The organism is Chamaesiphon sp. VAR_69_metabat_338 (assembly GCF_031423935.1).
GTDB lineage: Bacteria > Cyanobacteriota > Cyanobacteriia > Cyanobacteriales > Chamaesiphonaceae > Chamaesiphon.
The window spans coordinates 1-13,063 of the sequence record NZ_JANPGM010000665.1; the positions used below are offsets into that span (position 1 = coordinate 1).

General features: G+C 45.5%; 12 protein-coding genes and 1 tRNA gene. 6 read left to right on the forward strand and 7 right to left on the reverse strand.

What is annotated here, in order from left to right:
* Positions 1 to 84: 84 nt before the first annotated feature.
* Both RMO84_RS18365 and metG read right to left on the reverse strand, forming a co-directional pair.
* Positions 85 to 675, reverse strand: coding sequence for an NYN domain-containing protein (locus tag RMO84_RS18365; RefSeq protein WP_310489895.1), 591 nt, complete (start codon positions 673 to 675; stop codon positions 85 to 87).
* Positions 676 to 791: 116 nt separating this feature from the next.
* A complete protein-coding gene (gene metG, locus RMO84_RS18370; RefSeq protein ID WP_310489884.1) occupies positions 792 to 2,432 on the reverse strand; it encodes a methionine--tRNA ligase in 1,641 nt (546 codons plus the stop codon).
* Positions 2,433 to 2,855: 423 nt separating this feature from the next.
* On the opposite strand from metG, the gene RMO84_RS18375 reads away from it, so the two are divergent.
* The 4 genes from RMO84_RS18375 (at position 2,856) to RMO84_RS18390 (ending at position 6,864) form a co-directional block, all read left to right on the forward strand.
* Positions 2,856 to 2,927 (forward strand) — tRNA-Lys (locus RMO84_RS18375).
* 385 nt (positions 2,928 to 3,312) lie between these two features.
* Positions 3,313 to 4,227, forward strand: coding sequence for a beta-carotene hydroxylase (gene crtR, locus RMO84_RS18380; RefSeq protein WP_310489885.1), 915 nt, complete (start codon positions 3,313 to 3,315; stop codon positions 4,225 to 4,227).
* Between the two features lie 525 nt (positions 4,228 to 4,752).
* Positions 4,753 to 6,087 carry a UDP-N-acetylglucosamine 1-carboxyvinyltransferase gene (gene murA / locus RMO84_RS18385; RefSeq protein ID WP_310489886.1) on the forward strand — a complete coding sequence of 445 codons (1,335 nt, stop codon included), beginning with the start codon at positions 4,753 to 4,755 and terminating at the stop codon, positions 6,085 to 6,087.
* A 141-nt stretch (positions 6,088 to 6,228) separates the two neighbouring features.
* Positions 6,229 to 6,864 carry a peroxiredoxin gene (locus RMO84_RS18390; RefSeq protein WP_310489887.1) on the forward strand — a complete coding sequence of 212 codons (636 nt, stop codon included), beginning with the start codon at positions 6,229 to 6,231 and terminating at the stop codon, positions 6,862 to 6,864.
* Positions 6,865 to 6,989: 125 nt separating this feature from the next.
* Here RMO84_RS18390 and dndD read toward each other — a convergent pair whose 3' ends face one another.
* The 3 genes from dndD to RMO84_RS18405 all read right to left on the reverse strand — a co-directional run bounded on the left by dndD (position 6,990) and on the right by RMO84_RS18405 (position 10,621).
* A complete protein-coding gene (gene dndD / locus RMO84_RS18395) occupies positions 6,990 to 8,972 on the reverse strand; it encodes a DNA sulfur modification protein DndD (protein WP_310489888.1) in 1,983 nt (660 codons plus the stop codon).
* Positions 8,973 to 9,136: 164 nt separating this feature from the next.
* Complete coding sequence (locus tag RMO84_RS18400) at positions 9,137 to 9,886, reverse strand: alpha/beta fold hydrolase (RefSeq protein ID WP_310489889.1); 750 nt, start codon at positions 9,884 to 9,886, stop codon at positions 9,137 to 9,139.
* A gap of 3 nt (positions 9,887 to 9,889) precedes the next feature.
* Complete coding sequence (locus RMO84_RS18405) at positions 9,890 to 10,621, reverse strand: lysophospholipid acyltransferase family protein (RefSeq protein WP_310489890.1); 732 nt, start codon at positions 10,619 to 10,621, stop codon at positions 9,890 to 9,892.
* Here RMO84_RS18405 and RMO84_RS18410 point away from each other — a divergent pair.
* Both RMO84_RS18410 and RMO84_RS18415 read left to right on the forward strand, forming a co-directional pair.
* Entirely contained in the window at positions 10,620 to 10,772 is a 153-nt protein-coding gene (locus RMO84_RS18410; RefSeq protein WP_310489891.1) for a hypothetical protein, read from the forward strand. The two genes, RMO84_RS18405 and RMO84_RS18410, sit on opposite strands and share 2 nt — an antisense overlap.
* 112 nt (positions 10,773 to 10,884) lie before the next feature.
* The gene (locus RMO84_RS18415) at positions 10,885 to 11,079 is read left to right on the forward strand and encodes a hypothetical protein (protein ID WP_310489892.1); all 195 of its coding nucleotides are present in this window, start codon (positions 10,885 to 10,887) and stop codon (positions 11,077 to 11,079) included.
* Between the two features lie 21 nt (positions 11,080 to 11,100).
* On the opposite strand, the gene RMO84_RS18420 is transcribed toward RMO84_RS18415, so the two are convergent.
* Both RMO84_RS18420 and RMO84_RS18425 read right to left on the reverse strand, forming a co-directional pair.
* Positions 11,101 to 11,883 (reverse strand): hypothetical protein, encoded by a 783-nt coding sequence (locus RMO84_RS18420; protein ID WP_310489893.1) that lies wholly within the window; start codon positions 11,881 to 11,883, stop codon positions 11,101 to 11,103.
* A partial coding sequence (locus tag RMO84_RS18425) for an AAA family ATPase (RefSeq protein ID WP_310489894.1) occupies positions 11,876 to 13,063 on the reverse strand: 1,188 nt, incomplete at its 5' end. The genes RMO84_RS18425 and RMO84_RS18420, both read right to left, overlap by 8 nt.

The following is a 13,063-nucleotide window of genomic DNA, read 5'->3' on the forward strand; positions in this document are numbered from 1 at the left end:
TTGTACGTGTTTGCGCACACAAAATTACGCCCGCTTGACCCTTATCTCAAAAACCCAATTATCAATTATCAATTATCAATTAATTTAAGTCCAGATATCGGGAGTAACTGAGAGAACATTGCTGTTTCTGGGTGTTTTTTGAATGTCTTCTTTGACATTTTCCAGATCGATGTAGCGATCGGACACATTAATCAAACTATCGCTGGTCATCGATCTCAAGCTAACGACTTCGACCCTTACCCCACGATAACTCACGGCATCGACAGCGTAGGCGAGATCGCCATCACCACTGACTAACACTGCGGTATCGTACGATCCCACCAAAGCCATCATATCGACCGCAATTTCGACATCTAAGTTAGCCTTTTTGGAACCATCAGGTAGTTGTACCAAATCTTTAGCAATGACGCGATAACCATTGCGCCTCATCCACAGCAAGAACCCTTGTTGCTTTTCATTGGTGCGATCGACTCCAGTATAAAAGAACGATCGCAACAGTCGCGAACCGCCAGTCAGTCTTGCCAAGAGTTTTGTATAATCGATTTCAATATTTAATTGCAATGCTGCATAAAATAAGTTGGAGCCATCGACGAAAATTGCGACTCTGCCCCGATTTTCCAAGACTTGCTGTGCTGAAAATATCGAATTTTCATCATGGTTGAAAGTATTCATCATCATTTAAATTTGTTATTAAAAACTTGAAAAAAAGAAAGTTTTAAAAAGTTGTTTTATATATTTGAGAGTGCGAGATGTCGTCTGCATGATGCTCGATATTGATGCTTAAACCAAAATCAACCTCCACCATTAGCCAGTTCTAGTTTGGCAAAAATTGGCTTCGGTTCGCCCAGCTTAGTTGTGGCTGTCAATATGCCCCATTCTTGATGACGGTGCCAATCAGTTGGCAATCCCGATCTTATTGTCGCATTTTCATCGGTACCGCGATCGCGACCGCATAGTAAATTAAAGTCGATCTCCAATCCCAATTGACGATAGATATCCGAGCTAATTTTTGGCACGATTGGCGACAATAGATAGGCGCAGAGCCGAGCGGACTCTAGTGCTGCATACAAAACTTCCGCTAATTCGGCATGTTTTTCCTGCTTGAATAAGGCCCATGGTGCGAGATCGTCGATATATTTATTACTGGCGTGTGCCAAATCGATAATCGCTTCACCAGCTTCTTTAAAGGCTAAATTTTCGTAAGCTAGAGCTACTCTTTGACCTATTGCATTCCCGATGTGCTTGAGTGGATGCGCTGGATCGATATCTTCAGGGTTGCAATTTGGGACGCAACCTTGACAATATTTTTTAGCCATATTTAGAGTCCGATTGACTAAGTTACCCAAGTTATTAGCCAGATCGGCATTCACAATTTCAATAAAGCGAGTTTCGTTAAAATCTCCATCTTGGCCGAACTCAATCCCTTTGAGAAAATAGTAACGCAGTGGCTCAGCTCCATAACGATCGACTAATGCAACCGGATCGATCGTATTGCCTTCACTTTTACTAATTTTTTTACCATCTTTGGTAAAGTAACCGTGGGCAAACACCCGCTCGGGTAATGGTAAACCTGCCGACATTAACATCGCCGGCCAATAGATAGTATGAAAGCGGAGAATATCTTTACCGATTAGATGTAAATCGATCGGCCAACGCTCTTGGAGAGCTTTTTCCAGACTCGGTTCTGTTCCAGCATCGAGCAATGCTGTCATATAGCCTAATAGGGCATCAAACCAAACATAAATCGTTTGCTGGGGATCGGCAGGGAAGGGAATGCCCCAATCGACATTAACGCGAGAAATTGAGAAATCTTGCAACCCCTGCGCGACAAATTTCAAGACTTCATTCCGCCGACTGGCGGGGAGAATAAAATCGGGACGCTCGGCATATAAAATTTCTAATTGCTGTTGATAATTAGATAGTTTAAAGAAGTAATTACTTTCGTCGCGCCATTCTACTTGCTTGCTCGGATGCAAGGCGCAATGTTTGTCAGCAAGTAGATCGCGTTCTTCCTTAAACTCCTCACAGGAAACGCAATACCAACCTTGCTGATTCCCTTTATAAATATCGCCCCGATCCCAAACTCGTTGAAAAAAGTCATTGACGATCGCGCGATGCTCGGGAGCTGTCGTCCGAATAAATCGGTCGTAGCCGATCTCTAGCTTGCACCACAGCGAGTCAAACTCGGAGGCAACGCGATCGCAATAGGTTTGGGGATCGCTGCCTGCGGCTCGGGCAGTACGCTCGATCTTTTGGCCGTGTTCGTCAGTGCCGGTAATTAGCAAAACATCTCGGGACTGGAGTCGCTGCCATCTAGAGATCGCATCTGCCGCCATTGTCGTATAGGCATGGCCGATATGGGGGATACCGTTGGCATAGTAAAGTGGCGTAGTGACAATAAAAGACTTACGGGCGGTTGCAGAGTAATTCATAAGCAGCTCAGATGTAGCGGACTCGTTCGTGAAGTATGTTGCCGGATTGGTTGAAAGTAGGGGAGGCTAATATCTGGCAACGTCAAGGCATCTAAACAAGCTCTGGCTGTCGCTAGCGGCTCTTGGCAACGATTTGGCGAATTGACGATCGCTAACTATCGAGTACGGGGCATTCAGGGCGATATTTCGATCTTGAAACTTTTATTAAGAGCAAAGACCTCGGATAGATTTCGATGGCCTCAAATCGTTTGGCGGTTAAGCGTTTACCTTAACCATCGCACGTTGTGTAGATGCAATATCATCAATCGCGATCGAGGATGCCCAGACGTAGCTCTAGTCTCCATCATAGATGAGGTTGACCCACTTCAGTAGCTCCTATTCATAATTAGTAATTGGTTTGGTGCTAAAATAGAGCCATTACCAGGGTAACTAGCTCAATGGTAGAGCATCGGACTCTTAATCCGTTGGTTCCGAGTTCGAGCCTCGGGTTGCCCATTCCTAACTTTAAGCTCTGGTTGCAGATCGATTCATATTTGAGGATCGATTCTGGCAATGCTTGTCAAGCAGGTAATTTGGATAATTTGTGACAGATAATAAATCCTCAGCATTTGAGCCAAATTGATTAGGTAGGGTTATTAATTTGGAAGGAGTGTAATGGAGATTCTGCGATGGGGAGCCGTTTTGCTTGGTGCAGGGGCATCGCCAACTCCAATAGTAGTATTGCAGTAAATCGCGATCGATTACTGTTTAATTACGACTTTTGGGGCGATCGCGGCATTTACACTACATTAAAAAATTTCACAAATCTTTATCATCACCTGGGATTAGCGTATACTACGAAAGCAAAGCTTAATCCCATGTTTAAAGGAGCAAAAATCTAATGTCGGAGGCGCAGCAGCCCCTCAGAGTCCCTAGGGAATTTTTGGGACCGCCTGATGACTTGAATCCCAATGTCTTCATGTTCTTTGGCGCAATTGCTCTAGTGACGATTTCGACGATCGGCTATTGGCAATGGCAGTTACCAGGTTGGTGTTGCTTCGGCTTCAATGTCTTGGCTTTACATATGGCAGGTACGGTAATTCATGATGCTTCTCATAATGCCGCGCATCCCGATCGGGTGGCAAATGCAATTATGGGTCACGTGAGTGCGTTGATGCTCGGGTTTGCCTTTCCCGTATTTACCCGCGTCCACATCCAGCACCATGCCAACGTTAACGATCCCGATAACGATCCCGATCACTTCGTATCTACAGGCGGCCCACTCTGGCTAATTGCTGCCAGATTTTTTTATCACGAGATCTACTTCTTCCAGCGCAAGCTGTGGCGCAAATACGAGCTATTAGAGTGGTTTCTGAGTAGATTATTCGTCGGATCGATTATTTATTATGCTTGTCAACATGGTTACACCGCATATATTTTTGATTTTTGGTTTTCCCCCGCACTAGTTGTCGGTCTAGCACTGGGGCTGTTTTTTGATTATTTACCACATCGTCCGTTTAAGGATCGCAATCGCTGGAAAAATGCCCGTGTTTATCCCGGTGCCATTTTAAATATCTTGATTTTTGGCCAGAACTATCATTTGATTCATCATTTGTGGCCATCGATTCCGTGGTACAAGTATCAAGCTGCTTATCAAGCTACCAAACCATTGCTCGAATCGAAGGGGTGCCACCAATCGCTAGGGTTACTGCAGGGTAAAGATTTTCTGCACTTTGTGTACGATATCTTTTTGGGAATTCGGTTTCACCATAAAGCCGAGCCGGTGGAATCAACCAGTAGGGAAAAATCATCCTAATGTCGATCGGGTTAATCGAGCGTTCTTAGTCAGAGCGATCCGAACTTAAAGTGTGAGTAAAAGCACATACCCTTGTTGGCAGGTGGCTTGGCTGGTAACTCTCAAAGACAAAGGTACTTGCGAACTAGCAAATCGCAGGTACCTTTGTCTTTGGGCGCATTCGCGTTCTGAAAAAAATTGTCTGGCTCGATCGACAACTGGATGGAACCGGGAATGATATAAGTAGTTAGGAAACCAGCAGCAGTCGATATCGCTGCTGGGAAGCAAGACAGTCACCAATTGCCCCAGCTGTAGCGATCGACACATTGTTGTTAAAAGCAAAGAATGTTTAATTGTGAAGTCGGCACTGGCAAAAAAAGGTAACAAATCTTACCCGTCGAGAGCAACTTCTTGTCTAATTACTGAAAATCGATCGGATTTATTGCCTAACTTCCTGTAGAATCTAAGCAAAAATAAGTAATTTCGATCCCGATATCTTGCAATTTGGAGGACAAACCTATCAGTAGCACCACCACCACCCAAACTATGTTAGCCACAGACAAGTCTGTCATTCACATCTGGGGTCAACACCCGCTCGCTGGCGAAGTAAAAATCAGTGGAGCTAAGAATTCTGCCTTGGTTGTCATGGCTGGCGCACTACTGTGCTCGACAGGTTGCCGCCTGCAAAATATTCCGGGGCTGGTAGACGTCGATAAAATGTGCCAGATCATCGAGGCATTAGGCGTCAAAATCCAGCGCAACGGCGAAGTCTTAGATTTTGATACCACTGGCTTTAACTGCTACACGCCACCGTTTGAATTGGTTTCCAAGTTGCGGGCGGCTTTCTTTGCGATCGGGCCGATTTTGGCACGATTGGGAGTAGCTAAAGTACCGATGCCAGGTGGTTGCTCGATCGGTGCGAGACCGATCGAATTGCACGTGCGCGGATTGCAAGCGATGGGTGCCCATGTCGAAATCGAACACGGGATTGTCAATGCTTATGTTACTGGCTCGAATAAACGCCTCCAAGGCGCGAAAATCTATCTCGACTACCCAAGTGTCGGCGCGACCGAAACATTGATGATGGCGGCGACGCTAGCCGAGGGTGAGACAATTTTAGAGAACGCGGCCAAGGAGCCAGAAGTTGTCGATTTAGCTAACTTCTGTATCGCGATGGGCGCGCAGATTACGGGTGCGGGTACCGATCGGATTGCGATCGTGGGTGTCGATAAGCTGCATGAGGCTGACTACAGTATCATCGCCGATCGAGTCGAGGCAGCGACATTCCTCGTCGCGGGTGCGATTACCAATTCCGAAATTAGTATGTATCCAGTTATCCCCGATCATCTGACAGCGGCGATCGCCAAGTTAGAGCAGATTGGTGCCAAAGTATTTATGGATGCACCGGATCGGCTGCGGGTAGTACCCACGGGTATGCTCAAAGGGACGGACATCGAGACGCTTCCCTATCCCGCTTTTCCGACCGACATGCAAGCCCAGTTTATGGCTTTGCTATCAGTGAGTGAGGGCAACAGTGTCATCACCGAAACTGTATTTGAAAACCGGCTTCAACACGTGGCCGAACTCAAGCGCATGGGTGCCAATATTAGGGTCAAAGGCAACAATGCGATCGTCGAAGGCGTACCGTTATTGTCTGGTGCGACCGTAACCGCAACCGATCTGCGCGCTTCAGCGGCACTAGTCCTAGCTGGTTTGGCCGCTCACGGCAAAACGACGATTCAAGACTTGCATCACCTCGATCGCGGTTACGATTGCCTCGAAGCCAAAATGCGCAACCTCGGAGCTAAAATCGAGCGGGTACGCATCAACGCTGCGGGTGAAACCACCTATCGCTACGCCGAAGAAATCGTGCGTGTATAACCCACTCAATCGCCGCTGCTCGATCGCCTCGCCAGGAGCGACCGCGATCGTAAATAAACATGTATAGTGCTAGCAGATAGGGGTAATTTCGTGTCACCATCGAAAGTTGCTCCTATCCACTTTCACCTATTTAGATAGATTATGCAGTTAAGATTAGGGGACACCGTACCCAACTTCACCCAAGCTACTACCCAAGGCACGATCGACTTCTTTGAATGGGCTGGCAATAGTTGGGTGATTCTATTTTCGCACCCTAAAGATTTCACTCCAGTTTGCACGACCGAACTTGGCGAAGTCGCCAAACTAAAACCAGAATTTGACAAGCGCAACGTGAAAGCGATCGCCCTGAGTGTCGATGATGTAGACTCTCACAATGGTTGGGTTGGGGATATCCTCGAAACCCAGGGTACTGCGCTCAATTATCCAATTATTGCCGATCCAGATAAGAAAGTCTCTGACTTGTATGACATGATTCACCCCAATGCTAATGCAATGGTGACTGTCCGCTCGGTATTTATTATCGATCCCAATAAAAAGCTCCGCCTCACACTCACTTATCCTCCCAGTACCGGACGCAACTTCGATGAAATCCTCCGGGTGATCGATTCGCTCCAACTGACTGATAATTACAGTGTGGCAACTCCGGCTAACTGGGTCGATGGTGGCGACTGTGTTGTCGTACCGTCTATTTCTACCGAAGAAGCCAAAGTGAAGTTTCCCAAAGGTATTACCGAACTTAAGCCTTATCTGCGAATGACTCCTCAACCAGATAAATAGATCGGTTAACAATTAACAACCGGAGGGTACCCACGAGGGGCACCCCTACAGATAACTTGTAGGGGTGCCCCTCATGAGTACCCTCAGATCTGTGCTTTTACTTCCATAGGTGAAAGACTTATAAATCACCAAAAATATCCGACTTTAACTTGAGTCCGCTGTTGGCTCGGATCGTGATCTAACAAATATTCTCGCGTAATTGCACCCTGTTCGCGTAAGTTTGCCACCTCACTTTCGGCGACTTCAGTATCTGTAGATAAGAGAATTACCTGCTCGCTGGCTGCGGGGAAATAACGTTCGATCAAATTCGTCCGATGTGAGGAATCAAGCCTGCCTAGTGGTGTATCGATCGCGATCGGTAGTTGTCGTCCCGATACGCGTGCTAGTCCCCATAATAAGGCGATCGCTAGGAGTTGTTTTTCGCCAGCAGAAAGTCGATGTTTGGGTAATAATTTGCCATCGCGATCGTGGAGTGAAAGCGTAAATGTGGTGCTATCGATCGTCACGCGCTGAACGAGTTCGGATTTATGCAATAGATAGCGAAAACATTCGGTGACTTCGGTTTCGAGTTTGTTAATCTTTTTGAGCGTCAGTTTGGCTTTGAATACTTGTAATGTTGCTTTAACTTTGGCGATCGAATCGATAATATGGCGATCGTTTTTGAGTTGGATATTTTTCTCGGTATAGTTAGCTAATTCCTGCTTGGTTTTCGCGATCGAGCGATCGAGTTCGGTAGCTTGACGATCGTTACTAATTTTATCGGCTCTAAGTTTAGTAACTAGTTCGCGCGCGGTAGTTTCTTGATGTTTGAGACGGCTATATTCTTCAGGCGACGCAGCTTCGGCAATTTGTCGATCGAGAAAATCGAGTTCGGTTTCCAGCTTAGTTAATTGTGTTTGGAGATTGCTGGCCAGCCCGATATCGCGACCGAGTTCGGATTTGAGCATCAGATCTAACTGATTTATTACCTCAGCATCGATACCCAAATAAACCGAGCTTTCTAGCTCTACTTCCCGAACTAAGTTTTGATTTTCAGTTGCTAAAAAGGCACGAACGTCAGCGATCTTCTCGGCGACAATCTGTTGTCGATCGAGAAAATCTAGCAACCGGCGATCTCGATCGACGAGTAAATCTAGTGCAGCTTTGCCTTGTTGATGGCGGATTTCGATCGCTCCTTGAGCGCGAACTTCAGCTAATAACGGCGTAATCAATCCTAACGGCAAACTCCCCGCTGCTAGCTCGGCTAATTCTTGACGATGGCGATCGATTTGAGTTTGAATTGCTTTAGCTGTGAGATCCAATTCTTGCCCCTGTGCCGCAATTTTTCCCCCTTCGAGGACGAATTTATCAAATGCTTGTCGCTCTTGCTCGATCGCGACTGTTAATTTCCCATCGAGTCGATCCAATTCTGATGTCAACTCAGTTAATTCTACTTGCTGCTGTTCCAATCGCGATTCGATTTCATCGATCGCTGCCGATTGTTTGCTAGTGGCACTATCGCGCCGCTTTCTAGTTACTAAGACATCTAAATCTGTCGCCAATCGCTCGGCTAATTCTAATCCTAATAATGATTGAATCGCATCAAATACAACTGCCGGTGGTGTCTCCTGTTCGGCTAATTCCTTGACTTGCTCGCCATCAAATAAAAATAGATTGGAAATTCCCAATGGTAAAAGATTTTCAATATATTCATCCCAAGTATTTAGGAGGGTTTTATCAGCCCAATCATTTACCAAAATCCCTAGAGTATCTTTGCCGTCCTTAGGATTCCGTTCCCAATATCTCACGATCCGAATCTCTTGCAGCTCTCCCTCATCAGCGACTTGAAATGCTAACTCGATCCGCGCTTTCTCGGTTAATGGTGTTTGACGACTGACACATTGATGGAGAAAATCCCCATAGCTTAAATTGCCCCGTGTCGAACACTGGGCGCGGGCACCATACAAAGCCAATCGCATCGCATCCATAATCGTCGTCTTACCACCACCATTCATCCCCCCAATCAAAATAATTGGCCGACTTTCGCTAGCCGAATCTGGTAATAAATTAATAATGTTCTTACCTAGATAAGAACCAAAGTTTTCTAGAACCAGTTCGCGGAATAGCATTTTAGGGGATAGGGGATAGGGGTTAGGGGTTTGGGATTAAGGAGTAGGGGGATGAAGGGACGGGGAGAGGGGGTGAGGGGGAGACGAGATCGTCCAAATACTCTATCTATTGACTATCCACTATCCACTATCTACTACCTGCTAACCCCAGAATAGATTCAACCTTACAAGAGATCGGCTAAATAAATGTCTTTTTCTAGAAGGCAAGCATGACCGCTGTAGGGCAAGAACTTAGTTTTTGATTTAGGTAGCAACTGCTCTAAAATCTGGACTTCTGGCACCGATGGCAATAATCGATCGAGTTCGCCAGCAATTAGAGATACGGGAATGTCGATAATTTTGGGTAAAATGGCATGGACATTAAACTGTCTGAGCAAATCTAGTCGCCACGCCGCTGATTGAGGCTGGACAGAAAGCATTGCATCGAGCAAGCATTGGCGGTCGGTGGCGGCAACTCGATCGGGATCGATGAGAAAGTTGACCAAAATCCGCGCAGAGATGGGATAGAGGACATCTGGCAGTATTCTGGTCAAGGCACTGCCACTAGACAACCACGGCAATCGCACTAATGAAGAAGCTGGATTGATCAGCACTAACTCGCTAATTTTGGTAGCAATCTGTCCGGCAGTTTGCATCGCAAAACAAGCCCCAAATGACTCTCCGCAGAAATATAACTCGCGCCCCTCGGTAAGTTCGGTGGTAATAAGCTGTACGGATCGATCGACCAACCCCGCCCAATCCGTCAGATCGTTGCTAGCAATTGCCAAACAGCGGATATCAAACCTAGCCGCAAGGGTGTCTAGTTGTTTGTACAATAGCTTGCCAGTGCCATCCATCCCTGGAAAAAAGACAAATAATGGTAGATGGGGCTGGGCGGGTCGCGGCTGGAAAAAACTGATGGGGTAAAGCTGCATGGTTTATGCTGCGAGCAGGTCAGCAACTTGGCTTGATAATGTGGCGGTGAGATCTTTTACTACTTTACCAGCTTGGCGACCGTGGTACTGCTGCTGGTATGGTGCGATCGAAAAGGGCTTACCGATCCGAATGATTGCTTGCTGATAGACGACAGCAGGATGCCAGCCCTCGTTTCTAAACAATGGTTCGGAGGGATCTAGGTAATGCAAAAGACTCAATGGCACCGCTGGCCACTGAATTTCTGACTGGGATAGGATTGCCACCGGCAAGATCTGCAAATTCGGAACTGCCGCTTGCAGAGCCACATGGGCGAACCCGCGATAAAAAGGGCATAGTCCGGTTGGGGAAGGAGCTGCGAGCATTGGTGCGGCACCCTCGGGGAAAATCCCGATCGTTTTACCGCGATCGAATCGATCGCGAGCGTGGTTTAATAATTCGGGATACCAATCGCCATTTGTCAGCGGAAAACCGCCACAGCTCTGCAATACTTCTCGTAAAACGGGGACATTGCCCATGTAGCGATGACAGACAAAGTCGATCGGTGTATTCAGAAAACTAGTCAGAATAAAAGGGTCGAGGAAGCTGCGATGATTGCAAACAATCAACGTCGGCCCCGCTGGCGGTAAGCGTTCGCGGTTTTGGACTCGGACGCTCAGACCTAATAGCCCAAAGACATCTTGAGCTATAGCGGTCACATAACCATCGAATGGGGCGATCGACTCCAGTAGATTCATGAAGTTACTTGGAAAGGAATGTGTGGCAATGCTGGAACCGAAAAATTGGGATAAATGGGTCGATCCGATCGGCAACAAGCTGCTCTTAGCTCAAAGCTTTGACCCGTATGCAGTTACGGACTTTACCGATGCAAGGTCGAGTGAATGTTAAATTTTCTTTAGATTCCTAATTTTAAACTGATTTTCCAAGATCGGGTGGAGCGATCGATGTTGTAGTTTTGGAGTAGCGATCGGCTACTGCGGACGATCGCTGCCAAATCTAATTGTCAAACTCACCGATTACCGATCTTGAAACTAGCATTTATCCCCAGTGTTCTGGTTGGACTACGTTCGACAATCGACCCTTGGTTGCTACTAGATGCGCTGGATCGTGGATCTTAACTGAAGATGTTTTGAGTGTCTTTGCCACGATCGGATTGCGCAAAAGTACTTTCCACCAGCTCATGCCAATCAATTAGATCGAGAGCCGATAAATATCTTCATAAATCAGCTCGATCGAATATGGAAATCAATCTTTGCTCGACTTCCTTCAAATATTCGCTTAACCCCGTACTAGTGCCTCTCGATCGCAAAATTTCTAGATCGGTTTCTTCCCAGCATTGTTGTTCGCGGCTCATATCTCCTCCTGTAAGCTGTTCGACGACTACTTTAGGATTCCTGAATCGATCTGGTTCTGCAAATGAATTAGACCGCAATTTGTGAGCTTCTTCACAAGGATGGAAATTTAATTTAGTTTTTATCTGCTCTAGAATTTGGTTTTCTTCTACATTTAGGGGGCTAAAACCATTCAAAACCCACGCTTCCCGCATTCGATCTGCTGTACCGATGACAATTTCGATCCGAGGTTGTTCGTCGATCTGCTCTATCCGTGCTTGCTCGATCCCCTGCCTTCTCTCGGGTTGATTATCTAGATCGCGAATAAACAGAACTGCGGCAATTTTTCTGCTCTTTTTACGATGAAGAAGCTTGATTAATTTCAGAGTCTTCATGGCGATTGCGCCATCAGCTTTCAACACACCAGTTTTACCATGACCTAGAAATCTAGGTTTAGGAATACCCTCTTTTTCAGCACGATTCATAATATCGCCAATATCTTTCCAACAGGAATGTTCCGTTCCTGATTCTAAACCAGTCCATTTAAATAGATGTTCTAAACTTTCCGGTTCTAGCCAATCTATCTTTTCGACAAGAACGCGCTCGGCTAATTTTGTAGCAGTAACCGCATCCATCCTACTCTCAACGATGACAACAACCTCAATCATTCACATCTCCAGCAACCACCCAATCTTCTCCTTCTGCATTCCAAAATTCTCCAGTGGTTAAACTTTGTTTTGCCCATTCTGCATCGGGATGTTCGTCTAGCCGTTTAGCATGAGTAAATCCAGCTTTAGAATTACTCAAGACATGAACTTGAGAAGGTTCGAGTTCATCGATAATGTAGGGAGAGTGAGTAGTGAAAATAATCTGTAAGTTTGGATTGGTTTGAATAATCTGCTTAAATACGGTTATCAATTCACGTTGTGCTTTGGGATGAAGTCCCTGTTCGATGTCATCTAGCAATACCAAGTTTGGCTGCTTAGGATTCATTAATACGGTGAGCAAACCCAATGTTAGCATCGTCCCTTCACTAATTGCATGAGCGGGAATGCGATCGCCTGTATTCATATCCAGAACAATTTCTTGTCCGGTAACTTCTTGATTTTCTTCATAGGAAATAGATTTACCATCAACCTCGATCGATCTCTGTCTATCGATCTTAACTTTTGCACGTCTTACGCCTATTCTTTTAACATCTGGAACAACCTGTTGCAACATTTCCTGTATTGCTTGAAATCGGGCTGGATCTTCACTTCTTAGATAGTCTAACGTAGGTGCTAATCCTGAACCATCAAATTGAATTTCGGGGACAACTTCTTCACTATAATCAGCTTTGGACAAATTATCTATTAGCAACTTTGAATATACTAACAACTTAAAATCCGGCAGTAGAGATTGATTGTTTGTCGCTCTTCTTGTTGTATTAACAGGATTATTGGATTGATTGCTTCTTGTTCTTCTTACTAAATTAACAAGTCTAGCAGAAGAAAAATAATCTTCGTTCTCTTCAGTACCATTAACATTAAATGTTCTGTTTGGCACCCATATGCCATTCATCTTTTTTTGTAATCCACACGAAAAGTACCAGTCTTCATGATTTCTAAGTTTCATTACCCCTCTTACAACTATACCCACATCATATTTTCCGATTGTCACACTATTATTTCCGATAATCGTAGTATTTTTTTGTTCGTCCTGGACATCAGATTTCACTGTTGATAGGTATTTAATGTAAGATAGTGCTTGCAAAATAGATGTTTTACCAGAACTGTTCTGTCCAACTATTGCTTGAAGCCGAGAAGTGTCGAAGTTAAGTTGTGTATATCGATGACTTTTGAAGTTATG